Annotated in this window: 22 protein-coding genes and 1 pseudogene; 13 read left to right on the top strand and 10 right to left on the bottom strand. The window is 62.1% G+C overall.

Going from position 1 to position 24308, the window contains the following annotated elements:
• The 3 genes from DS839_RS17670 to DS839_RS17660 all read right to left on the bottom strand — a co-directional run bounded on the left by DS839_RS17670 (position 1) and on the right by DS839_RS17660 (position 3541).
• The gene (locus DS839_RS17670; RefSeq protein WP_368911707.1) at positions 1-1263 is read right to left on the bottom strand and encodes an ABC transporter permease; all 1263 of its coding nucleotides are present in this window, start codon (positions 1261-1263) and stop codon (positions 1-3) included.
• A gap of 1 nt (position 1264) precedes the next feature.
• Entirely contained in the window at positions 1265-2356 is a 1092-nt protein-coding gene (locus tag DS839_RS17665; protein WP_368911734.1) for an ABC transporter ATP-binding protein, read from the bottom strand.
• A 120-nt stretch (positions 2357-2476) separates the two neighbouring features.
• A complete protein-coding gene (locus DS839_RS17660) occupies positions 2477-3541 on the bottom strand; it encodes an ABC transporter substrate-binding protein (protein WP_119271775.1) in 1065 nt (354 codons plus the stop codon).
• Positions 3542-3731: 190 nt separating this feature from the next.
• Between DS839_RS17660 and DS839_RS17655 the strand changes: the two genes are divergently transcribed.
• The 4 genes and pseudogenes from DS839_RS17655 to DS839_RS36955 all read left to right on the top strand — a co-directional run.
• Positions 3732-4544, top strand: a complete 813-nt coding sequence (locus DS839_RS17655) for an IclR family transcriptional regulator (protein ID WP_119271774.1) — start codon at positions 3732-3734, stop codon at positions 4542-4544.
• A 101-nt stretch (positions 4545-4645) separates the two neighbouring features.
• Positions 4646-5602, top strand: coding sequence for an agmatinase (speB, locus tag DS839_RS17650; protein ID WP_119271773.1), 957 nt, complete (start codon positions 4646-4648; stop codon positions 5600-5602).
• A gap of 12 nt (positions 5603-5614) precedes the next feature.
• Positions 5615-5809: a DinB family protein gene (locus tag DS839_RS36960; protein WP_368911706.1), complete on the top strand. Its 195-nt coding sequence runs from the start codon at positions 5615-5617 to the stop codon at positions 5807-5809.
• Between the two features lie 24 nt (positions 5810-5833).
• Positions 5834-6124 (top strand): annotated as a pseudogene (locus tag DS839_RS36955) (DinB family protein); the annotation flags it as partial.
• A 5-nt stretch (positions 6125-6129) separates the two neighbouring features.
• On the opposite strand, the gene DS839_RS17640 reads toward DS839_RS36955, so the two are convergent.
• Positions 6130-7509: an FAD-binding oxidoreductase gene (locus DS839_RS17640; protein ID WP_119271772.1), complete on the bottom strand. Its 1380-nt coding sequence runs from the start codon at positions 7507-7509 to the stop codon at positions 6130-6132.
• Between the two features lie 69 nt (positions 7510-7578).
• Between DS839_RS17640 and DS839_RS17635 the strand changes: the two genes are divergently transcribed.
• A complete protein-coding gene (locus DS839_RS17635) occupies positions 7579-9207 on the top strand; it encodes a 5-guanidino-2-oxopentanoate decarboxylase (RefSeq protein WP_368911705.1) in 1629 nt (542 codons plus the stop codon).
• 2 nt (positions 9208-9209) lie between these two features.
• On the opposite strand, the gene DS839_RS17630 is transcribed toward DS839_RS17635, so the two are convergent.
• Complete coding sequence (locus DS839_RS17630; protein WP_368911704.1) at positions 9210-9815, bottom strand: LysE family translocator; 606 nt, start codon at positions 9813-9815, stop codon at positions 9210-9212.
• 118 nt (positions 9816-9933) lie between these two features.
• Between DS839_RS17630 and corA the strand changes: the two genes are divergently transcribed.
• The gene (gene corA / locus DS839_RS17625) at positions 9934-10941 is read left to right on the top strand and encodes a magnesium/cobalt transporter CorA (RefSeq protein ID WP_119271770.1); all 1008 of its coding nucleotides are present in this window, start codon (positions 9934-9936) and stop codon (positions 10939-10941) included.
• A 3-nt stretch (positions 10942-10944) separates the two neighbouring features.
• Here corA and DS839_RS17620 read toward each other — a convergent pair whose 3' ends face one another.
• The 5 genes from DS839_RS17620 to DS839_RS17600 are packed head-to-tail and all read right to left on the bottom strand — an operon-like array spanning position 10945 to position 16121.
• Positions 10945-11991, bottom strand: coding sequence for a Gfo/Idh/MocA family protein (locus DS839_RS17620; RefSeq protein ID WP_119271769.1), 1047 nt, complete (start codon positions 11989-11991; stop codon positions 10945-10947).
• A 13-nt stretch (positions 11992-12004) separates the two neighbouring features.
• Positions 12005-13174 carry a hypothetical protein gene (locus DS839_RS17615; RefSeq protein ID WP_119271768.1) on the bottom strand — a complete coding sequence of 390 codons (1170 nt, stop codon included), beginning with the start codon at positions 13172-13174 and terminating at the stop codon, positions 12005-12007.
• Positions 13175-13225: 51 nt separating this feature from the next.
• Positions 13226-14353, bottom strand: coding sequence for an ABC transporter substrate-binding protein (locus DS839_RS17610; protein ID WP_119271767.1), 1128 nt, complete (start codon positions 14351-14353; stop codon positions 13226-13228).
• Positions 14354-14401: 48 nt separating this feature from the next.
• A complete protein-coding gene (locus tag DS839_RS17605; protein WP_368911703.1) occupies positions 14402-15250 on the bottom strand; it encodes an ABC transporter permease in 849 nt (282 codons plus the stop codon).
• 37 nt (positions 15251-15287) lie between these two features.
• Entirely contained in the window at positions 15288-16121 is an 834-nt protein-coding gene (locus DS839_RS17600; RefSeq protein ID WP_438816528.1) for an ABC transporter ATP-binding protein, read from the bottom strand.
• 245 nt (positions 16122-16366) lie between these two features.
• Here DS839_RS17600 and DS839_RS17595 point away from each other — a divergent pair, with 245 nt between their 5' ends.
• From DS839_RS17595 to DS839_RS17565, 7 genes are all read left to right on the top strand, one after another.
• Positions 16367-17311 (top strand): MurR/RpiR family transcriptional regulator, encoded by a 945-nt coding sequence (locus DS839_RS17595; RefSeq protein WP_119271765.1) that lies wholly within the window; start codon positions 16367-16369, stop codon positions 17309-17311.
• A 90-nt stretch (positions 17312-17401) separates the two neighbouring features.
• Positions 17402-18202, top strand: a complete 801-nt coding sequence (locus DS839_RS17590) for an ImuA family protein (protein WP_119271764.1) — start codon at positions 17402-17404, stop codon at positions 18200-18202.
• Positions 18114-19670 (top strand): Y-family DNA polymerase, encoded by a 1557-nt coding sequence (locus DS839_RS17585; protein WP_119271763.1) that lies wholly within the window; start codon positions 18114-18116, stop codon positions 19668-19670. The genes DS839_RS17590 and DS839_RS17585 overlap by 89 nt, the downstream gene beginning before the upstream one ends.
• A 9-nt stretch (positions 19671-19679) precedes the next feature.
• The gene (locus tag DS839_RS17580; protein WP_119271762.1) at positions 19680-22895 is read left to right on the top strand and encodes an error-prone DNA polymerase; all 3216 of its coding nucleotides are present in this window, start codon (positions 19680-19682) and stop codon (positions 22893-22895) included.
• Positions 22896-22915: 20 nt separating this feature from the next.
• Entirely contained in the window at positions 22916-23620 is a 705-nt protein-coding gene (locus tag DS839_RS17575; protein ID WP_119271761.1) for an endonuclease III domain-containing protein, read from the top strand.
• A 14-nt stretch (positions 23621-23634) separates the two neighbouring features.
• On the top strand, positions 23635-23937 hold the full coding sequence (locus DS839_RS17570; protein ID WP_119271760.1) for a type II toxin-antitoxin system RelE/ParE family toxin: 303 nt from the start codon (positions 23635-23637) through the stop codon (positions 23935-23937).
• Positions 23934-24257 carry an addiction module antidote protein gene (locus tag DS839_RS17565; protein ID WP_119271759.1) on the top strand — a complete coding sequence of 108 codons (324 nt, stop codon included), beginning with the start codon at positions 23934-23936 and terminating at the stop codon, positions 24255-24257. Before DS839_RS17570 ends, DS839_RS17565 begins: the two co-directional genes overlap by 4 nt.
• Positions 24258-24308: the final 51 nt, after the last annotated feature.

Below are 24308 nucleotides of genomic sequence, written 5' to 3'. Positions count from 1 at the left end.
TCACCGCCCATCGCGCACGAAGCGCGTATAGATGACATAGACGATGCCGATGAGCAGCAGGAGGAGCGTGCTCAAGGCGGCGGCGAGACCCCAATTGAGCGACTGCTGCATGTGATAGGCGATGATGTTGCTGATGAGCTGGCCGTTCTGGCCGCCGACCAGCGCCGGGGTGATGAAATAGCCGGTGCACAATATGAAGACGAGGCTCGAGCCCGCGAAGATCCCCGGCACCGTCAACGGGAAATAGACGCGCCGGAAGGCGGTGAACGGGCTGGCGCCGAGCGAGGTCGCGGCGCGCACCAGATTGGGATTGACCGTCTTCATCACGCTGTAGAGCGGCAGGACGAAAAAAGGCAGGAGGATATGGGTGCCGACGACGATGGTCCCCGTCATATTGTACATGAGGGCGAGCCGGCCCGCCTCGTCGATCACGCCCAGAGCGGCGAGCGTGTCATTGACGACGCCCTGCTTCTGCAACAGCGCGATCCAGCTCGTGATGCGTACCAGGATCGAGGTCCAGAAGGGCAAAAGCACGATGATCATCAAGAGATTGGCGCGCCGCTCCGGCAGATGCGCCAGCAGATAGGCAATCGGATAAGCCAGCAGGAAGCAGATGAAGGCGGTGAGCGCGCTCACCCATAAGGTGCGGATGAAGAGATGGATATGCAGCCTCTGCCCTTCCGGCTTGGCGATGATCCCGCCATCGACGCCGCGAGTGAGATCGAGCGCGTTCAAATAGTAGTTGGCGGTATAAGGGCTGCCGGCATTGCGGATGGCGCCGAAGATCCGGGGCTCGCCCCAGCGTCTGTCGATGACGGCGAAGGTTTCCTTGGCGGTCGCGCCTGACGCAGCCTCGAGCTTGCGCGCCGTCGTCTGCAGCAAGCTGCGGGCGCCGGGAAAATCCTGGTTGAGCCTGGCGCCGATCGTGCCCAGGCTGGCTTTCTCCCGTGCGGTCTCGATATCCGCTTTCAGCGCCGCATAGGCCGCTTCGGGCGGCGCGCCATCGGCCGGTGTCCAAGCCTCGAGCTCGGAAAGCGTCCGCGGCAGACCCTCGGCGATCACCGGATTGTCGATGCTCTTGAAGAGGAGAAGCCCGACCGGGATCAGGAAGGCGAAGGCGATGAGGATGACGAGCGGCAGGATCAGCAAAGAGGCCTCAAGACCCTGGCGGCGTTCGACCTTGCGCGCGGCGGCCTCGAGATCGGCGGGGAGCGGGATTTCGCTCACGGCTTGATCGGCCATGGCGGGCCAGGGCGCCGTCATGTCAGGCGTCCATCCGGTCGAGCGCCAGGCAATCGGACGATGCCCAGCCGATCGCCACATGAGCGCCGACCGTAAGCTTGCCCGCCACGCCATTGGCGTTGGGCAGCTTGATGACGAAGGTCGAGGGACCGATGCCCTTCAAATGGGCGCGAATATGATCGCCATGATAGAGGACGGTCTCGACCTCGCCGTCGATCACGGTATCGACCTCGCCCTGTTTCGGCGACAGTTTCACCCGCTCGGGACGGATGGAGAGCGTCGTTGCCTCCTTCGGCGCCCTGATCCCGACCTTGCGCGCTCTGACCATGAGGCCGGCGGCGATCTCCACCAGGCATTCGTCATCGACGATCTTGTGCACCACGCCCGGCAGCCGGTTGTTCTCGCCGATGAAGCCCGCCACGAAGGAGTTGGCCGGGCTCTCATAGAGCTCCCTGGGCGCACAAATCTGCTGGATGATGCCGTCATTGAAGACCGCGACCCGGTCCGACATGGTCAGCGCTTCCGACTGGTCATGAGTGACATAGACGACGGTCACACCCAGCCTCTCATGGATCTGCTTGATCTCATATTGCATCTGCTCGCGCAGATTCTTGTCGAGCGCGCCCAGAGGCTCATCCATCAGGACGAGACGCGGCTCGAAGATGAGAGCGCGGGCGAGCGCCACGCGCTGCTGCTGGCCACCCGACAATTGCGCCGGCTTGCGCTCGGCAAAAGCTGCGAGGCGCACCATGGCGAGGGATTTCTCGACCCGGTCGCCGATCTCGTCGGTGCCGAGCTTCCTCACCTCGAGCGGAAAGCTCAGATTCTCCCTGACCGTCATATTGGGGAAGAGCGCGTAGTTCTGGAACACCATGCCGATGCCGCGCCGCTGCGGTGGCAGGCGGGTGACCGCCTCGCCCGCCAGCACGATCTCGCCCGCGGTCGGCGTCTCGAAGCCCGCCAGCATCATGAGCACGGTGGTCTTGCCGGAGCCTGAAGGCCCCAGCAAAGTAAGGAACTCGCCTTCCTTGACCTCGAGATCGAGCGACTTCACGACCAGTTGTTTGCCGTCATAGGTCTTCTGGATATTGCGGAGCGAGACGAGCGGATTCATGAGCGGGCAAAACTTGCTGAGCGGCGGTGAAGCCGCGGCAGGGCGCCCCGCCGCGGCATTTTCTCTTGTGTTGCGCATGATCTCTTCGGAAAACCGGCGCCCACTTTTCCGGATCATGCGCTATTGGGCGAGCCAGGCGTTGAAGCGCTCCTTGAGGTCATCGAGATTGTCGGACCAGAATTGCGCGTCGATGGCGGCGGCATTGCCCTGATTATCGGGGTTGGTCAGCATGAACTGCTTCATGTCGACGCCCGCGGTCGGATGCTTGCCGACGAGCCCGATCGCCGAGATGCGGACCGGCGCATAGCCGGCGCGGGTCGCAAGCTCGGCCTGGCGGCCAGGGTCGCTCGCGAATTTGATGAATTCCTCGGCTTCCTTCTTGTGCGGCGAGCCTTTGGGGATCATCCAGGTGTCGAGATCATAGAGCATGCCGTCATAGAGGATGCCGAAGGGCTTCTTGTCGTCGAGGATGGGGCCCACGAGGCGGGCCGCGAAGGAGACCGCCATGGTGACCTCGCCGTCGTTCAGGAGTTGCGGCGGCTGCGCGCCCGCTTCCCACCACACGACCTCGCTCTTGATGGTGTCGAGCTTCTTGAAGGCGCGATCGACACCTTCCGGCGTGGCGAGGACGCTGTAGACGTCCTTGGCGGGAACACCATCCGCCATCAGCGCGAATTCGAGAGTCGATTCCGGCCGCTTCGGCAAAGCGCGCTTGCCCGGATATTTTTGAAGGTCGAAGAAATCGGCGACGGAGCCCGGCCTGTCCTTCACCTTGCGCTCGTCATAGCCGATGACATAGCCCCAGACGACGCTGGCGACGCCGCAGTCGGTGATGCTGCCGGGGAGGAAATCGGCGGCGTTCTCCTGGGTGACGGCCGGATCGATCTTCTCGAGGAAGCCTTCCTCGCAGCCTTTCTTGGCAAAGGCCGAATCGCCGATCACCACGTCCCAGGTCACGTTCTTGGCGTCGACCTGGGCGCGGATCTGGCCGAGATTGCCGTTCCAGTCTTCCGATTTGACGGCGATGCCGGTCGTCTTGCTGAAGGGTTGGTAGAAAGAGTGGTTCTGCACCTCGGTATAGAGACCACCCCAGGACACCACCGTGACGCTGCCCTCGGCATGGGCCAAGCCTCCCAGCGCCATCAATCCCAGCGAGCCCAACAGCGCGCGCTTAAGCATTCTCATATCGCTCCTCCTGTTCGTCTGTGCCGTTTTCTGTTATTCCGATTTTCGGAATTATCTTTCGTTTTTTGATATTTTGGTCTAGAGACCGGCATATGTCAACCGCCTTCCACGGAAGGACGGTCCGGATCGGTCACTGAAGGGAGAGCTCAAGGAAGCTGTGGCGAGCCACACTTTTGGCGCGAAGAATGTTATGGCAGATGCTCAAGACTCAGGGATTCTCATCACGATGCCAGGCCAGGCCTCCACACCGCTCCAGCGCGCGGCGCGCATTCTCGAGATCATCGCCGCGGCGCCGGAAGGCCTGTCGCTGAGCGACGTCGCCGAACGTGTCGGCCTGCCCATGCCGTCGGCGCTCCGGCTGTTGCGCAACCTGGTCGATATCGGTTTCGTCGCCACCGAAGGACGGCGCGCGCGCTATCGCCTCGGCGGGCGCCTGCAGCGCATGTTCCAGATGAGCATCAGCACCGAGAGATTGCGCAGCATCTGCGAGCCCGAGATCCAGGCGCTCGCCGACCGTCTTGATCTCACCGCCTATCTCGCGCGCTATGCCGATGAGCGCGTCGATCTGTGCTGCGCATTCATGCCGCGCGAGCCGGCACGCACCTCGGTCCATCCCGGGCAGAATTTCCCGATCAACGCCACAGCGGTCGGGCGTATCCTCTTCGCGCATCAGCCGGACGATGTCATCGCCCGCGCCATCGCGCAGCCGATGCGGAAATTCCGGCCGCGCACGCCAACCAAGCCCGCCGATGTGCGCCGCGCCCTCACCGAAGCGCGCGCTCAAGGCTATGCGCTATGCGACGACGAGCTCGATGAGGCGACGCTTGCCGTCGCGGTGCCGATCGAAACAGGCGATGCCGGCGTCGTCTTCAGCCTGGGCCTCCTCGGCTTGCGCGATGCGTTTGTCGAAACACTGTCGATCGCCAATGCGGTGGCGCTGCTCAAGGAGATCGCGGGCCGGCTCGGGCCGCAGCTCGCGAGCCTCGGCAACGGTCGGGCCTGATTTTTCCATGTGAGCCTTTCGCGGATTGACAGAGCGCCTTCGCTCGTACATTTTATATTCCGGAATATAATTTCGATAATCGGAATAATGAAAGATCCCCAGTGAAGAACGATCCGCGTTTCCAGCCCTTCGACTCCGCCAAGACCCCACGCTTCGCCGATGTCGCCACCTTCCTGCGCACGCCGCGCCTGCCGATCAGCAACGAGATCGACATCGCCATTGCCGGCGTCCCTTTCGACATGGGGGTCAATTTCCGCTCCGGCGCCCGCCATGGCCCGGCCGCGGTGCGCGAGGCCTCGCGCATCATCCGCCAGATCCATCCGACCAGCGGCATCGCGCCCTTCCGCCTGTGCAATGTCGCCGATGTCGGCGATGCCACGGTGAATGCGCTCGATCCCACGGCAAGCATCGGCCTCATCGAGGCGTTTTTCCACGACATCCACAAGACCGGCGCGATCCCCATCGCCATTGGCGGTGACCACACCGTGCCCTTGCCGATCCTGCGCGTCATCGCGCGCGATAAACCGGTCGGCGTCGTCCATTTCGATTCGCATGCCGACACGCTCGACGAACTGCTCGGCACCAGGATCAACCACGCGACGACCTTCCGGCGCGCCGTCGAGGAAGGCCTCATCGATCCGAAGCGCGTGATCCAGATCGGCTTGCGCGGCAGCCGCTTCAGCGAGAACGATGTGCAATGGGGCGCCGATGCCGGCTTCCGCCTCATCACCATGGATGAATATGAGAAGATCGGACGCGATAACGTGGTCCGCGAGATCGACCGCGTCACCGGCAAGGGACCTACCTACATCACCTTCGACATAGACGGCCTCGATGCCGCCTATGCCATGGGCACCGGCGTGCCGGAAGTCGGCGGCTTCTCGGTGCGCGATGCGCAAGTCATGATCAGGAGCCTCGAAGGCAAGCATCTCGTCGGCGCCGACATCTGCGAGGTGGCGCCGGTCTTCGATCCGACCGGACAGACGGCGCTCAATGCCGCCAATCTCCTGTTCGAGATGCTGTGCGTCATCGCCGACAGCCGAGCCAAACGCAGTTGAGGAGGCAGACCCATGAGCGCCTTGGCATTGCTGCGTCCTCTGTTCGGCTATCAGGCCTGGGCCAATGAGGATCTGTTGGAGAAATTGAAGAGCCTCGACCCCAAATTGCACAAGCAGGAGTTGCATTCCGCCACCAGGCTGATCAATCATGCCTATGTGGTGGGCCGCATCTTCGCCGCGCATCTCACGGGCGCGCGGCACGCTTAGGCATCGAGCAACACGACGGAAACACCAGCTCTGCCGGAGCTCAGTGCCGCGGTTGCCGCATCGGATCGATGGTATGTCGATTATCTCGCACGTGTGTCCGCGGACGAGCTTTCCCAGTCCATTTCCTTCGGCTTCATCGACGGAGACCAAGGCGCCATGTCGCGGCAGGAAATGCTGATGCATGTCGCGACCCATGGCGGCTATCACCGCGGCGAGGTCGGCCGTATCCTGGCGCAGCTTTCGCTCGCACCGCCATGGGATACATTCGCCGTCTATCTGCATCAGAGCGAGCCATCGCGCCGGCTCCAGGCTTAGAGGCCCTAGAAAATCTTCCCCGGATTGAGGATGAGGTCGGGATCGAAGACCTGCTTGATGGCGCGCATCACATCGACGCCTCCTCCCATCTCGCGCCGCAAATGCGTCATCTTGCCGAGACCTATGCCATGCTCGCCGGTCGAGGTGCCCCCCATGGCCAAAGCGCGATCGATGAGCCGGTCATGCGCCGCCTCGGCGAGCGCGATTTCCCGGCTGTCGCCTGAATCGATCAGCATGCTCACATGAAAATTGCCGTCGCCAATATGGCCGACGATCGAGGCGATGAGGTCGATCGTGGCAAGGTCGGCACGCGTCTCGGCAATGCATCGGGCGATGCGGGAAATGGGCACGCAGACATCGGTGACGAGACTGCGGCTGCCGGGGCGCAGAAGCGTTTCCGCATGGGCGACCTCGTGACGCGCTTTCCACAGGCGGCTGCGGTCCTCGGGCGAGGCGGCCCAGACCGGTTTCGGCAAGTCGAAGTCCTCTGCCAGCGCCAGAGCGAAATCGACCTCATGATCGATCGTGGCGGCGCTGCCGGCGAATTCGACAAGCAAGGTTGGCTCTTCTTCGAGGCCAAGACCGGCGTAAAGATTGACGGCCCTGACCGCGACCTCGTCCATCACCTCGAGCTTGGCCATGCCTATGCCCGCCTGCATGAGGGCAATGGCATAATCGAGAAGGCTCTGCAGGTCGGAAGCATGAACACGCGCGGTACGCAAGGCTTCCGGCAACGCATGGAGCCTGAGGCACAGTTTGGTGATAATGGCGAGCGTCCCTTCCGAGCCGATGAGGAGGCGCGTCAGATCATAGCCGGCAGACGACTTCCGCGCGCGCGTGCCGGTCGTGATGATCTCGCCCGTGCCGAGCACCGCTTCGAGCGCCAGCACATTGTCGCGCATCGTGCCGTAGCGCATCGCATTGGGACCCGAGGCGCGCGTCGCCGCCATGCCGCCCAGGCTCGCATCGGCACCGGGATCGACCGGAAAGAAGAGGCCGGTATCGCGCAAATGCGTGTTGAGCGTCATCCGCCGCACGCCGGCCTCGACCCGGCAATCCATGTCGCCGGCATTGACTTCCAGGATCTGGTCGAGGCCGGAGAGATCGACCGATATGCCGCCTTGAACGGCATTGATCTGCCCTTCCATGCCGGAGCCGGTGCCGAAAGCGATGACCGGTACGGCATGACGGCGGCAGAGTGTCACGATGCTTGCCACTTCCGGCGCCGTTTTCGGAAAGCACACCGCATCGGGCAGGCCCGGCAAATGCCAGCCTTCGTCACGTGCATGCAATTCGCGCAGGCTCTGCCCGGTCGAGCAGCGCGTGTCCAACAGCTCGCGCAAACCGGCGAGACAGGCGGCAAGACGGCGATCCGGTCCTCTCATGGTCTTGACAGTGTAGCGATCAAATGAAATTCTATAAATCGGAAATTAATTTCGATTAACGGAATAATCATGTCCCAGAGCGTTGGAGAAAACCTGCCTTTCCTCTTGAGGCAGCTCGGCGTCGATGTCGTCTTCGGTCTTCCCGGCGTCCACACGCTGGAGTTCTTCCGCGCCATGAACGAAGCGGGGCTGCGCCATGTCGGCGTCCGCCATGAGCAAGGGGCGGGTTTCATGGCCGACGGCTATGCGCGCTCCTCCGGCCGGCCCGGCGTCTGCCTCGTCATCAGCGGACCGGGCGTCACCAATATCGCGACACCGCTCGGCCAGGCCTATAGCGACTCCATTCCCGTCCTGGCGCTATCGAGCGTGAATGCCATTGGCGATCTCGGCATGGGCCGCGGCATGCTGCATGACGTGACCGACCAGCGCCAGGCCACGGCGCCCGTCACCACGCTCAGCGCCACGGTGCTTTCGCCCGATCAGGTGCCGGTGCTGCTCGAGCGCGCCTTTGCCTACTTCTCTTCACAGCGGCCAAGACCCCATCACCTCTCCTTCCCGCTCGATCTCCTCACCCGGCCGGCCTCGGCGCGGGCGTTGAACCCGCCCAAATTGTCGGCACCGGCAGCGGCGCCCGAGCTTATCGATGCGCTCGCGCATCTCCTCGGTGAAGCCCAGCGGCCCGTGTTGGTCGCGGGCGGTGGTACCATCCATGCCGGTCAAGAGATCGTCGCTCTCGCCGAGAAGCTCTCGCTTCCCGTCGCCACGACGATCGCCGCCAAGGGCGTCATTCCCGACGATCATCCGCTGTCGCTGAGCTCGACCCTGCAGCGGCCCGAGGCGCGCAAGCTCATCGCGGGGGCCGATCTCGTCATCGTGGTGGGTAGCGAATTGTCGGAAGCCGATCTCTATGTCACGGCCGATTCCGAGAAGACCGGCGGCGGCGACGCACTCACGCACGGCAAGCTCGATGTCACCGGCAAGCTCGTGCGCATTGATCTCGATCCCGTGGTGCTTGCGGGCGACTATCCGGCCGCACTCAGCATCCTTGCCGACAGCGCCCTCACCTTGCGAGCCCTGCTCGCCAAGCTCGAGAGCAAGATCCGTCCTCGCGATGACCTCAAGCATCTGCGCCGGGCCATGCGCAGCGCCGTGACGCCGCTCGAGGCCAAGCACATCAAGGTCCTTGATACTGTTCGAAAGGCCTTGCCCGAGAACGGGTTCATCTTCGGCGACATGACACAGATCGCCTATACGGGCTGCGTGCATTTCGAGACGCGCAAGGCCAGAAGCTGGTTTTTCCCCATGGGCTACGGCACCATGGGCTATGCGCTGCCGGCCGCGATCGGCGCCAAGCTCGCAAATCCCGATCGTCCAGGCGTGGTGTTGGCCGGCGACGGCGGGCTGCTCTTTACCATCCAGGAGCTCGCCACCGCCGTCGAGCTCGAATTGCCGCTCGCCATCGTGCTGTGGAACAATGACGGGCTGGGCGAGATCAAGGATTTCATGCAGGCGCGTGGACTGCCGCTCATCAGCGTCAAGCCGAGAAATCCGGATTTCATCGCGCTCGCCAAATCCTTCGGCTGCGATGCGCTGAGGGCCCAGAGCCTGGTCGAGCTTCAAGACAGCATCGAGGCTGCTTTCACGAAGCGGTGCCCGACGCTCATCGAAGTGCGCGAGGATGCCGCCTATCTGGCGTGAACTCACAGGTAATCGGCAATCACCACCAGGACCAAAGCCGCGGCAAGGATGAGATTCACCGCGCGCGAAGCCTGGGGATGGCGCAAGACCGAGGTGAGTGCCGATCCGGCCAGCGCCCAGACCGTGTGGATGACGATGATCGCGATGCTCAATATCACGCATTTGAGCACGGCATCGGCGAGCGCGCTCGACGGCATGAGCACGGCCTTGGAATAAACGGCACCGATGGCGAGATAGGCCTTGGGGTTGGCGACGGCGAGAAGCAATCCCGGCGCCAGGCCGGGCGCCAATTCACTCGTCCTGTCGGTGAGAGGCGGCGCCGTCGCGATCCGGAAAGCCAGATAGAGAATATAGAGGGACGCGGCGATCGACAGCGGCAGAGCGAGCGCCGGGAGCGCATAAAGCAAGGTCGAGGCGCCGAGCGCCATGGCGAGGAGCACGAGAATGGTGCCGAGATTGATGCCGAGCGCATAGGGCAGCGACCGCCAGAAGCCATAGGCGGCCGCCGTCGCCGCGACGCTCAAGGTCGCCGGGCCCGGTGACGCCATGAGGGCCGCGGCCGAAGCGAGAAGCGAGACAAGCCCCGGAAGAGAGGTCTCGGGCAGCACGTGATCCTCCGCGCTAATGAAGAGATTTTGATAGAGCGAAGACTCTCCAATCGTCTTGAACGATCGTGCGAAGGCCACGGAGATTGCATGAGAGGGCCAGGTTCGCTAGAGCTTCCGCATGCCCGACCAGGTGCCAACCAAGCCGCCCAAGCCCGAGCCCGGCGTCGTCGCGTCAAGCGTCTATGCCAAGGGCAAGCGCATCGCCGACATCCCGGTGGACGAGGCCGGTCAGTGGCAGAAGAAGTCAGGCCATGTTGTGTGGATCGGCCTGTTCGAGCCCGGCCGTGAGCTTCTGAACCGGGTAAAGCGGCAGCTCAATCTGCATCCGCTCGCCATCGAGGATGCCGAAAAGGCGCATCAGCATCCCAAGATCGAGGAATATGGCGACGCGCTCTTCATCGTCGCCCGCACCGCGCAAATGGTTTCAGGCAAGATCGCTTTCGGCGAGACGCATCTCTTCGTCGGGAAAGGCTATGTCGTCTCGGTGCGGCATGGCGCATCGGCCTCCTATTCAACCGTGCGCGAGCATTGCGAATCCTGCCAGAAGATGCTTTCCCATGGCGAGGATTACATCCTCTACAAGATCCTCGATTTCATCGTCGACAACTACACGCCGGTGGTCGAAGCGGTGCGCAAGGAAGTCGAGGTCCTGGAGGACCGGGTCCTGCATGAAAAGATCAGCACAAGGCAAGTGCAGCGACTCTATGCGCTCAGGCGCGAGCTCCTCAAATTGCGCAATGCGGTGCTGCCGCTGGTCGATATCTGCCGCCGCCTCGAACATGCCGAGCTCCTGCCGATCGATGCCGAGATGCGCTCGCATTTCCGCGACGTGACCGACCATATCCAGCGCGTCCAGGACGGCATCGATTCACTGAGAGAAGTTCTGGCCTTCGCTTTCGAGGCGAGCCTGATGATGGGCCAGGCGCAGCAGAGCGCCGTCACCCGCAAGCTCGCGGCGTGGGCCGCCATTCTCGCCGTGCCCACGGCGGTCGCCGGCATCTATGGCATGAATTTCGAGCACATGCCCGAGCTCAAATGGCAATATGGCTATTTCGCCATCCTCGCTCTCATCGTGGCGCTGTGCGGCTTCCTCTATTACCGTTTCAAGCGGAACGACTGGCTGTAATCGTCACAGCGCCACGACCTGCCCTTCATGGATCGAGCGGTCGGCGGCGACGACGATCTTCAGGCTCTTGACGCCGTCATTCATGTGGTCGGTGAGATCGATGTCCTCCTCGATCGCCTTCAAGAGATAGCGCTGCTCTCTTTCGCACAAAGCGTCGTGATCCGGCTCGTCCGTCATGTCGATGCGCTCGTCGGGCTTCGACATGTCGGCATGATGCCAGAGGATCTGGTTGGTCTTGGTATGGGCGTTGATGTCGTCCGACTTCACTTGGCCGGCAGTCTCGGCCATCACGATCGATACCGAGCCCTTGGGGCCGATGACGTCCTTCACGAAGAAGGCGGTCTCGCTCATCATCGGGCCCCAGCCCGCCTCATACCAGCCGACCGAGCCGTCGTCGAAAGAGACCTGCAGCATACCGTAATTCTGCTTGGCGACCTCGTTGCTGAGCCTGGCCCCGATCGCATGTACCTTGACCGGCTTCGCCTTGGGCGCCATCTGGCACATGATATCGACATAATGCACGCCGCAATCGACGATCGGAGGGAAGGAGTCCATCAGCCTTTTGTGCCAGGCCCAGGTCTCGCCATTGGACTGCTGATTGAGGTTCATGCGAAAGACGAGCGGCGTGCCGAGCTGGCGGGCGATCTCGATGAACTTCACCCAGGACGGATGGTGCCGCAAGATGTAACCAATCACGAGCTTGCGCTTGGTGCGCTTCGCGGTCTCGACCACCTTCTCGGCATTGGCGACGCTGTCGGCAAGAGGCTTCTCGACGAAGACATGGGCGCCCGCCTCCATCGCCTTGATGGCGAAGTCGGCATGGGTGTCGGGCAGCGTGTTAATCGACACGACATCGGGCTTGAGTTCGGCCAGCGCCTTCTCATAGTTGGAGAATTTCCTGGTGCCCTTCAGCGCCTCGGGCAATTCGCGCTTGTCGATGCGCCTTTCGCATACGCCCACGACCTCGAAGCCCGGAATGCGCGTATAGGCCAGCGCATGGCTCATGCCCATATTGCCGAGGCCCACTACCAAGACACGTTTCTTTGCCATGCTACTATCCTCCCTAATTCATCGCTTCGCCGATCCAGGCGAGATTGGCCTTGCGGATATGGCCCCAATTGTAGAAAGCGAATTCACTGACGCCGCCCTCTCGTAGCGCAGCGACGGCGGCCAGGAACTCGGCCTGGCTGGTGAAGTCAGGATAGGCCGGGCGCAAAATGGCCCTGATCTTTCCTGATCCCCGCAAGCGCCGCTTGATGTCGAAGAGATCGGCCTTCACGCGGCCCGCCCCCGGCTCATAGAAACAGGCCTCGATGATGCCTGCGGTCTCGGCCTGGCTCTTGAGGTCGCTGCCCTCATACCAGGCGCCGCCGGTCGGGCGTGCCACCGAAGGAATGACGGCGACGGTGGCGTCCTTGCGCACCGCAGCCCGAATCTCGGCAATGAGCGAAGTCACGACCGAGCAGCGCCAGTCGAGGAAGCGCCTGAGATCGCCGTCGGCGCGGGTATCGGCGAGCCAGAAGGCCTCGGCCATGTCGTCGGGAAAATCGATGTCGCTCGCAAGATAGGCGCTCACATCCTGCGCCACGTCGGCTTTGAGCTTCTTCGCCGCTATGCCGGCTTTCTCCGCAGCCCCCACGCAATGATCGCAGAAGCACAGGCCCAGCATGTTGTCGAGCCAGCGATTGGGCCGGTTCAACGCGAATTCGTGATGATAGCCGTGAACATAGGGCAGAAAGCCCGGCGTCTCGAGCGACACGCCCCTGACGGCGTAGTTTTCAGTAACATCGCGGGCAAGGCCAATGGCGTAGGCGCGGGCTTCGGGCGCCGAAGGACAAAGACTATAGATGTAGCGGTCGCCAAAGGCATTGGCGACCGTTGACTGGGGGTGGGCGTTGCCGAGCAGCGTATTGTGCAGCAGCACCAGCCAGACATTCACTTGCATGCCGCCTTGCGCCAAAAGCTCGGCCAGGACATCGCGCTCCTTCAGCATATGGTTGGCGACCGGCTTGATGGCGCCATAGCGGCCGGCATCGTGCTTGAAATAGACCGTGCCGTCTTCCGGGAAATAGACCTTGCCCGAGCGGCCATGCGGCCTCAGGAACTTGCCGGCATGATAACTGCCCGCCAGAGTGACGGTGTCGAGGCCGAGGCCGCGGAACTCGGCAACGGCTTGCGCAATTCCAGCGTCGGCCAGGTCCCAGGCATAGCTATAGATGGCTTTGTAGCTCACGCGATGAATAGGCGGCGATCGTCACGACCGCCGCCTTCCTTGTTTTGAGTTTCAGAGCGCCGCCTTGATCGCCTCGACATCGACCTTCTTATAGTCGTCCGACAAGGCATAGCCGTCGGCGTCGGCCTTGATCTTGGCGGCATCGAAGCCGTTGGCGGCATCGACGAAGTCGTTCTTGACCACGTCCTCGACCTTGATGTCGCCCTGGATCTGGCCGATCTCCTTGGCGGTGTCGAAGAAGAGCTGCCAGCTTTCCGGGATGTGATAGCCCCATTTCTTGCGCTCGTCCCAGCGGCCGGCGAAGACATTGGCGAGCTGCATCATCGATTCCGTCGCGACCGACGGGTTCATCTGCGAGGAGAGGCCGGGGAACTGCTCCATCACGATCTGGGTGGCGGCGCGCGGATTGATCCGGCCGAATTCGAGGCCCGCGGCCCAGCCCTTCAGATAATTGGCATAGAGGTCCTTCTTCGACGCATCATCGAAATCCGCCTTGCGGATGACGAAGCTGTTGGCGGGGAGCTTGGAAAAGTCACGGCCGAGGAAATAGTCGAAATCGAGGCCCTGGCCCTTCCATTGGGCGCGCCAGCCTTCCCAGGATAGCGCCGCATCGCCATTGCCCTGCTTCAAGACCGTGCCCCAGGCCGGCCAGCCGCCATCGACATATTTCACCTTGGTGATGTCGACGCCCGCCGCCTTCAGCATCGGATCGCAGATCGACTGCCAGCCGGCCGAGCCCAGAACGATCGTCTTGCCTTCGATGCCCTTGATGTCGGCCGGCTTCTCACCCTTGCGGAAGGCGAAGTCGAACACATCGGCGCCGCCCATATGGAAGACCGAGACCAGCGGAATGCCCTGGGCCAAGCCCAGCGAGAAGACGCCGGGCGAGGGATAGCCCATATCGGCCTGGTTCTGGTCGACGAGCTTGACGCAGGCCGTGGCATCGGAGGGCCCAGGCTCGAGCGTCGTCTCGATATCGCCGAAATAGCCGAACTTCTTGCCGACCCAATAGGGATAGTCGTCCAGGACCTCGATCGTGCCGCGCGGCGACACCCAGCGCACCGTGCCGCTCGCGGCCTCAGCCTTGCGCATGCTGCCGAGGCCTCCCAAGGCCGCAACCGAAACGCCCGCGGCGGTCAGGCTCAAGAGACGACGCCGTCCAATCATCATCTGGTTCATGTCTCGTTTCCTCCTGTTTGTGCTTCTGTCGTCATGCACTCTTATGAATCATGCCTCCCAGCTCGCCCATTTCTTGCCGATCCAATAGAACAGGACATAGATCGATATGCCGATGATCGCGAGAATGAGGATGATGGCGAAGAATTGCGGCATGCGGATGAGGGATGAATAATAGGTCAGGCGGTTGCCGAGGCCTTCCGCACCGCCGACCATCTCCGCGCCGACCGTGGTGAGCAGGCCGAAGATCGAGCCGACCATCAGCCCGACGATGATCATCGGCATGGCCATCGGGATGCGGATCTTGGTGAAGATCTGGAAGGTCGAAGCGCCGAAGGAGCGGGCGAGCGCGATCTTGGCGAGATCGACGCGCCGGAAGCCGGTCGCCGAATTGATCATCACCATCGGACCCGAAGCGAGCGCCACCGCGATGATGCGCGGCTCGCTGCCGAAGCCGAGCTTCAGGATGAGAAGCGGCACCAAGGCCAGCATGGGCGTGGTGACGAGCAGCAGGATATAGGGCGTCACCACCTTTTCGACCAAGGGGAACTGGGTGATGACGGCGGCGAGAACGAAGCCGATCGAGGCACCGATGGCAAAACCCACCAGCAATTCATAGAGCGTGGTCAGAAGATGCGGCCAGATGAATTTCCATTCGGTGAAGAGCGCGGTGACGATCTGGCTGGGGGTCGGGAGCACATATTGCGGCACGCCGAACCATTTGAGCAGGAATTCGCTGCCGCCGATGATGACCACCGCGACGAGGATGATGATCAGGATTTCGAATTTGGTGCGATGATCGCCGAGGCCGAGCGAGGTCCCCGAGAGGCCGACGCCGCCTTCGCCAGCCCCTTTCTTGCGGTTGAATTCCGGGATCTTGTCGCCCAGCGCCTTGTCCACTCTTCTTCCTCCCTCGCGCTTTGTGGTGCTTTTTGTTTCAGGTGATCGCCAACCCCTCATGGGCGCCGCGGCCGTGATCGATGCTCGCCTTGATCTTGAGCACGCGCTCGATGAAGTCCGGCTTGGTCTGGATGTCCACCGGGCGCGGGCGCGGTATGTCGATGTCGAAAATGGCGGCGATCCGGCCGGGCCGCGCCGACATCACGGCGACGCGGTCGGCGAGGAAGATCGCCTCCGAGATCGAATGGGTGACGAAGACGATGGTCTTGCCGGTCTCCATCCAGATTTCCTGGATCAGGAGGTTCATCTCATCGCGGGTGAAAGCGTCGAGCGCGCCGAAAGGCTCGTCCATCAGGAGCAGCGAGGGGTTTACCGAAAGGCTGCGCACGATCGAGGCGCGCTGCTGCATGCCGCCTGACAGCTCGCGCGGAAATTTCGACTCGAAGCCCTTGAGATTGACGCGCTTCAGCAGCATGTCGATGCGCTTCTGATCGACCGGCTTGCGCTTGAGCTCGAAAGGCAGCGCGATATTGGCGGCGAGGTTGCGCCAGGGCAGGAGATTGGCGTCCTGGAAGATCATGGCGATCTCGGGATGCGGTTTGACGATCCTCTCAGCTCCGAGCCGGATCTCGCCTTTGGTCAGCTCGTGCAACCCGCCCATCGACCAGAGCAAAGTCGACTTTCCGCAGCCCGACGGGCCCAGGATGCAGAGGAACTCGCCGTCGCGCACTTCGAGCGACACATTGTCGAGGGCATGCACCGAGCCGCTGCGGGTCTGGTAGTATTTGCTGGCGTCGGCCACGACCATCTTGGCTGGTCTGCTCTTTTCCGAAACGCCTGCCGCTGTGCGCATCTCAGTCGCATCCATCATGGTGTTTCCGGCCCTACGATCGGTTCTCGTTATTTTGTCAAATCATGTGACAAAATTTCAGACGGCGCAATAGCCAATATGCGAGTTCCGTTCCGGCGAAACGCACAAAAACGCACATAATTAGCGTGTTTAGCGGAAATGGCAGAGGCGCCCTACTGTTTCGTGCCTTTCGCAGTTTCAGCATACGCCTTGCCGAAAGGGCAAAAGCATGTAATTTAATTACGGACTGCAAAGGCAAAATCGACATGGCGCGCGGGCGCGGCGAGAAGCAATTACAGCAGCCATCGGCGATCGACATCGTCTCGCGCATCCAGCGCATCGAGAGCGAATTGTCGCCATCGGAACGGCGCGTCGCCCAGATCGTGTGCCGCGACTATGAGGCGGCGACGCGCATGACGATCGCCGACCTTGCCCGCAAGGCGAAAGTGAGCCAGCCGACGGTCACGCGCTTCTGCCGCTCGGTGGGTTGCGCCTCCTTCGCCGAATTCAAGATCAATCTCGCCACCACGCTCACCGTGGCGGCGGCCTATCTCAAATCCGACCGCATCTTCAACGACGATGTCGGCCAGCTGGCGCAAACGATCATGATGCGCGCGGCGAGTGCGGTGCGCGAATGTCTCGACCAGCTCGACACTCAGGTAGTGGGTCAGGCGATCGACGCTCTGGCGGGAAGCCGGCGGATCGATCTCTATGGCCAGGGCGGCGGCTCCGCCGCCATGATCGAGGACGCCAAATTGCGCCTGTTCCGCTTGGGACTCCCGGTCTCGGCCTATGTCGACGGCCATCAGCAGCGCATGTCGGCGGCAACGCTGAAGCCCGGCGATGCGGTCTTCGCCATCTCCAATAGCGGGCGTTCCAAGCCCGTGGTCGAAGCGGTCGAGATCGCCCGCTCCTTTGGCGCCCGCACCATCGCCATGACGCGGCCCGGCACGCCGCTCGCCAAGGCGGCCGATATCGTCATCACCATCACCATTGCCGAGGGCAACAATGTGCTGGTGCCGACGCCGTCGCGCTATGCGCATCTCGCCGTAATCGACACGATCGCCGCCGGCGTCGCCGCCAAGCTCGGCACCAAGGGACGCGAGGCGCTGCGCCGGGTGCGCTATACCCTCGCCCGGATCGGGGTCGCCATACCGACGCCCGTCACCGATCCCACCCCGGTGATGCCGGTGCATGAGCACCAGGAATAAAAGGCGATTGATTCCAAGACGTTAGAGGAAGGACTCGGGAGACAGTCCTTTGTATTGTCTACGTTCTTTTTATGTTCTATAAATATTCTCATGTTTCTTGCCCCAACGACCGGTCTTCCCTTTGCCAGGACGCGGCGCGCCAAGCCTGCCGCGAGCCTCGAGGATTTGCGCCAGCTGGTGGCATCCCCTCATGCCCCTTCCGCTCCGGGCCGGTTCTTTTCCTTCGGGCTTCCCACCCTCGACAAGCACCTTCCCCGCCAGGGCCTGGCGCTCGACAGCGTCCATGAGATCCATGCCGCCTCCAGCCTCGATATACCGGCGGCCTTGGGCTTCCTCTCAGCCCTCATGGTTTCCCTTCCCGAGAAGGGACCCGTCTTCATCGTCACCTCGGCATCGAGTCTCGCTTCCGTCGGCCGGCTTCATGGCCATGGCCTGCAGACGCTCGGCCTCGATCCGGGGCGTCTCACTTTCATCGAAGCACAGAAGGAGACGGACGCCTTCTGGGCAATCGAGGAGACCTTGCGCTCGGGTGCGGCAGGGATCGTCGCCGGCCTCATCGCGCAAGCGCTCGACCTCAAGAAAAGCCAGCGCCTGAGCCTCGCCGCGCGTGAGGCGCGCCGGCCGCTTCTATTGCTCAGGCCGCCCAGAGCCGCGGTCGCGAGCGCGGCCGAGACACGCTGGCGCATCAAGGCAGCCCCGGCTCATCGCGAACCCTCCGGAGCCCTCACCGGATGGCGATGGCAAGTGATGCTCGAACGCTGCCGCAACGGTTCGGTTGGTGAGTTTGTGTTGGAGTGGTCCCATGCGTCGCATCGTTTCGGTCTGGCTGCCGCGCTGGCCGATCCTGCGCTTCCTGACAGCGCAAGGCTCGTCCGCGTCAATCGCGCCTGATCAGCCTTTCGTTCTCACCGTCGATGGGTCGGGTGGTCCGCGCATCGCCGCCACGTCACCGGCTGCCGAACACGATGGTCTCTTCATCGGCCAGACCTTGAGCGATGCGCGCGCCAAGGCCGGCGGGCTGCTGCAGGTTCATGCGCTCGAGCCCGAGCGTGACGCGCAGGCGCTCCGCCGTCTGACCTTGTGGGCGACGCGCTATACGCCCGCCGCCTCGCCCTGGGGCCTCGAAAATGGCGGCGACGGCTTCTTCCTCGACATCACCGGCTCTTCCCATCTCTTCGGCGGCGAAGACGCGTTGCTACGCGACCTCATCAAGCGTCTGAAGACATTCAACCTCACGGCGCGCTGCGCCATTGCCGGCACGCCAGGTGCCGCCTGGGCGCTTTCCCATGCCTCATCCCGCTTGCCGCTCTGCCTCGCGGACGGACAGGAGAAGGAAGCCTTGCGCCCCTTGTCGATCAAGGCGCTGCGGCTCGGACCCGACAGCTATGCGGCCTTGCGGCGCCTCGGCTTCAAGACCATCGGCATGCTGATCGATGCACCGCGGGCGCCCTTCGCCGCCCGTTTCGAAAATGAATTGCTCCTGCGTCTCGACCAGGCCCTTGGGCTGAGGCGCGAAGCCTTGCATTTCATATCGCCGCCGCCCGTCTACCATGTGCAGCACTCTTTTCTCGATCCGATCTTTGCACAAGAGACGGTCGTCGCCACCGCGGCGAAACTGATGCAGCGGCTCATCCCTTCCCTGACGCAGGACGGCGTCGGCATCCGCGGCTTCAGGCTCGATCTCTATCGCGTCGATGGCGATGTGCAGCAGATCGAGATCGGCATGGCCGCGCCGACGCGCGATCCTTCCCATATCGCGCGGCTTCTCACCCTCAAGCTCGATCGCCTCGACCGCGGGCTAGAAACGGGCTTCGGCTTCGATTGTGTCAGGCTCTCCGTCACGCTGGCGGAAAAGACGCCTGAGTGGCAAGGCGATCTCGAAACGCCCGCCAATACCGAGACGTCAGCTGAACAGCAGGCCCGGCTCATCGATGCGCTGAAGCAGCGCCTCGGTCCCGAAGCCGTGCGGCAGCTCCAGCCGGTCGAAAGCCATATTCCCGAACGTGCTGAAATCTCGCAAAAGGCGGATGGTCCGGCTCCCTCCTGGCCCACCCCCGATGCGGACCGCTCGCGGCCGCCATTGCTCCTGCCGCAGCCGGAAGAGACCCGGGTCACCGCCCTCATTCCCGATGGCCCGCCCCGGCAATTTCAGTGGCGCGGCGAAACCCATATCGTCACTTCAGCGCAAGGCCCAGAGCGCATCGCCGATGAATGGTGGCGGAGCGACGCGAAAGGCTTCACCCGCGATTATTTCTGTCTCGAGAATACTGTGGGACAGCGCTTCTGGCTCTATCGCGAAGGCCTCTATGGCCGCGAGACCTCGGATCCCCGCTGGTTCGTCCACGGCTTCTTCGCGTGAGGATGAGCCATGGCCTATGCGGAGCTCGCCGTCACCACCAATTTCTCCTTCCTGCGCGGCGCGTCGCACCCCCATGAAATGGTCGCAGCTGCCGATGAGCTCGGCCTCACCGCCATCGGCATTGCCGACCGCAACAGCTTTGCCGGCGTGGTGCGCGGCTTCGACGAGGCCAGGAAGCGCAAGATCAAGTATCTGCCCGGCGTCAGGCTTGTTGCTCTCGACGGTTTCGAGGTGCTCGCTTATCCGACCGACCGTGATGCCTATGGTCGCCTCTGCCGGCTGCTGACCAAGGGCAACCGGGCCGCCAAGAAGGCCGAATGCCATATCACTTTTGAGGAAATCTGTGCCGCCAGCTCAGGCCAGATGCTGATCGCGCTGCCGCCGAAGAAGATAACGCCCGATTTCACCCATCATCTCACCGAACTAGCCGATGCTGCACCAAAGCGCGTTTTCCTCGGCGCCGTTCATTCCTATCAAGGAAACGAGAAGCAGCGCTTCGCGCTTCTTGCCGATCTTGCCCGCCGGCACCACACGCCGCTTGTCGCCTTGAATGACGTGCATTATCACGCGCCCGAGCGCCGGGCGCTCGCCGATGTCGTGACTTGCATCCGCGAGAAATGCACTATCGCCGAAGCGGGCTTCCGGCTCCAGGCCAATGCCGAGCGCCATCTCAAGCCGGAAGCGGAAATGCGTCGCCTCTTCGCCGGTTATGAAGAAGCAGTCGAGCGCACCGCCGAGATCGCCGCAAGCTGTCATTTTTCCCTCGGCGATCTCAAATATGAATATCCCGATGAGCCCATACCGCCCGGCAAGACGGCACAAGAGCATCTCGCCGATCTCGCCTGGGCCGGCGCCAAGAGACGCTATCCCTATGGCGTGCCCGAGGATGTCACGAAGAACATCGAGGAAGAATTGCGCATCATCGACGGCCTCGATTATGCGCGCTACTTCCTTACCGTGCATGATGTCGTCGCCTTCGCCCGCGGCAAGGAGATCCTCTGCCAGGGTCGCGGCTCGGCGGCGAACAGCACCGTGTGCTTCTGCCTCGGCATCACCGAGGTCAATCCCAAATCGACCAAGCTTTTGTTCTCGCGTTTCATCTCGCAGGCGCGCAACGAGCCGCCCGATATCGATGTCGATTTTGAGCATGAGCGGCGGGAAGAGGTCATCCAATATATCTATGAGCGCTATACGCGCGAGCGCGCCGCCATCTGCGCCACGGTCGTGCATTACCGCTCGCGTCGCGCCATCCGCGAAGTAGGCCAGGCGCTGGGTCTGACGCCCGATGTCACCTCGGCGCTCGCCAAGACCATCTGGGGCTATGGCAGCGACATGCCCGATCAATATGTGCGGGAGGCCGGCTTCGATCCTGACAATGAGAAGATCCGCCAGGCGGTCGATCTCACCAACGAGCTCATCGGCTTTCCGCGCCATCTCTCCCAGCATGTCGGCGGCTTCGTTCTCACCCGCAAGCGGCTCGATGAGACGGTGCCCATCGGCAATGCCGCGATGGAGGACCGCACCTTCATCGAATGGGACAAGGACGATATCGACACGCTCGGCCTCATGAAGGTCGATGTGCTGGCGCTCGGCATGCTCACTTGCCTGAGGCGTGGCCTCGAATTCCTGAACGATCATTATGCCCATAAATACAGGAAGCCGTTCGGGTCGCTGTTCGACCTGCCTCACGAGGACCCCGAAACCTACGAGATGCTGAGCAAGGCCGATTCCGTCGGCGTGTTCCAGGTCGAGAGCCGGGCGCAGATGTCGATGCTGCCGCGGCTCAAACCGAAGGAATATTATGATCTCGTCATCGAAGTGGCGATCGTCAGGCCCGGTCCCATCCAGGGCAATATGGTGCACCCCTATCTCAAACGGCGCGATGGGATCGAGAAGATCGTCTATCCCTCGCCTGGTCCCGCTTATCCGGCGAATGAATTGGAAGAGGTTCTCAAACGGACGCTGGGCGTGCCGCTGTTCCAGGAGCAGGCAATGCAGATCGCCATCACCGCGGCCGGCTTCGCGCCCGACGATGCCGACCGGCTGAGAAGGTCGATGGCAACTTTTCGCAACAATGGTACCGTCAGTACCTTCAAGAACAAGTTCGTGAACGGGATGGCGGCGCGCGGATACGATCGCGATTTCGCCGAGCGCTGCTTCAGCCAGATCGAAGGTTTCGGCGAATATGGCTTTCCGGAGAGCCATGCCGCGAGCTTCGCGCTCCTCGTCTATGCCTCGGCCTGGATCAAATGCCATCATCCGGATGTGTTCCTTGCCGCCATCCTCAACAGCCAGCCCATGGGCTTCTACCAGCCGGCGCAATTGGTGCGCGATGCGCGCGAGCATGGCGTCGAGATCCGCCCCGTCGATGTCAATAACAGCGAATGGGACTGCACGCTCGAACCTCTGTCGACCGAGCGCTGCGCCGTGCGGCTCGGCTTACGCCAGGTCGACGGCCTCAAGGAAGAGGAGATCAAGGAGAAGCTGATCGCCCATCGCGGCAATGGCTATTCGAGCCTCGAGCAATTGGCGCGCCGCGGCGGCGTTACGCGCTTCACGCTGGAACGGCTCGCCGAAGCCGACGGCTTCACTTCCATGGGGCTCGACCGCCGCTCGGCCCTGTGGGCGATGCGTCGCCTCGGCCGGCTCGATATCGAGCCCGTCAAGCGCGACGGCGTGGCGCTCGACAGCAACCTGCCGCTCTTTGCGCCCCATATCGAGGACGGGCTGTTCGACGAACCCTCCGTCGCGCTGCCCCAAATGCAGCTCAGCGAAGAGGTGATGGACGACTATCAGACCACCGGCCTGTCACTCAAGGCGCATCCCTGCAGCTTCTTCCGCCCCGAGCTCAAGAAGCTCGGCGTGATCACCAGTAAGGAGCACAGAAGCGACAGCCTGAAGCAAGACGCGCATGTGACCGTCGCGGGCCTCGTCCTCATGCGCCAGATGCCAGGCACGGCGAAAGGCGTCGTCTTCATCACGCTCGAGGACGAGACCGGCATCGTCAATATCATCGTGTGGCCGAAGATCCTGGCGGCGAACCGGCGCGTGGTGATGACGGGCGAGTTCCTCGCCATCAGGGGCAAGCTGCAGCGGGCCGGGCTGGTGATCCATGTGGTCGCCGAAAGCTTCATGGATCTGAGCCAAGAATTGCGGAGGCTGCGCCAGGACGGGCTGGTCGAAGCCGATCTGCCAGCCCTCATCAAGAGCCGGGATTTCCACTAATCCTAGCGCAGGAGGCGCGCATGCAGCTTTCGCTTTTCGCCAATCCCATGATGCTCATCATTCGCGACCGTCTCATTTCACATCATGGCGGTATCGATGATGCCAGGCACGCGCCGGCGATCGACCAGTTCATCCTCTCGCTCATCAGCTCGGACACCAGCGACAAAACATCGGGAATTGCTTTCGAGAAGCTTCGCCTTCATTTTCCGCGGTGGGAGAATATCCTCTCTGCCGAGGTAACAATCGTCGCGACCGTCATCGCCGGTGTCGCACACGCCCCTGTCAAAGCGAAACAACTGATAACGGCCTTGCACAAGATCAAAGCGGAGCGCGATACGCTCGATCTCGGCTTTCTCACGGACTGGCCGGTTGCTGACGCCTGGTCCTGGCTGCAAACCCTGCCGGGGGTGGGACCCAAGGTCTCCGCCGCCACGCTCAATTTCAGCAGCTTACGTAAGCCGATCCTCGTCGTCGACCGGCATCTGCTGCGCATGGGCAAGCGCCTGGGAGTCCTGCCGCCCAAAGCGGATTTCCGACGTGGCCACCGCCTCTTCAACGCATGTGTGCCTAATGATTGGGGAGACCGCGACTACTACCAGCAGCACTGGCTGATGAAATTCCATAGCCAAACAATATGCCGTGCCGGCACGCCTCGTTGCGGCGAATGCCCCCTGACCGACATATGCCAGTTCTTCAAGACGTATCCCATAGTTGACAAAATGTAATATATAGGATACAAATGATCGAGATCGTCGTCACAAAGGCCTTCGATGAGTGGATCAATGATCTTCGGGATCGCGAAGGGCAACGCCGGATACTGGCACGGATCAGACATTATGCAGAAACCGGAGACGCAGGAGATGCTTGCTCGATTGGTGACGGGATCCGAGAAATGCGATTTCACTTCGGCCCCGGTTACCGCGTCTATTATCTCATCCTTAGAAAGACGATCATCCTGCTAGGTGGAGATAAATCAACCCAGGTGGCCGACATTCGCAAGGCGAAGCAATATGCCGATTACTGGAAAGGGCAGAAGTTGTGACCGAAAAACTCATTCCTTTTGATCCAGCAAGATATCTACGGACACCCGAAGAGATTACTGCTTATCTCGAAGCCGTATTTGAAGATTATGGTCACGACTATCGCACGGTAATCAAAGCCCTTGGCGATGCAGCGCGAGCACAGGGCATGCAGAAGATAGCAAAGGCCACCGGATTAAGCCGGGAAGGTCTCTACAAGTCCCTCTCGGAAGAGGGCAATCCCAGCTTTGAGACGGTATTGAAAGTCATGGGGGCTCTCGGCGTGAAGCTCAAACCTGAAGTGATCGCAGAAGACAAAAGGCCTACACCACAAGCACATTGAGTTGTGCCGTCATCCGCCACGCGATCGAGCTGTGCAAAATGCCGCAGCGCA

It is taken from the genome of Taklimakanibacter deserti (genome assembly GCA_003574785.1).
This window is presented reverse-complemented; position numbering and strand designations above follow the sequence as displayed.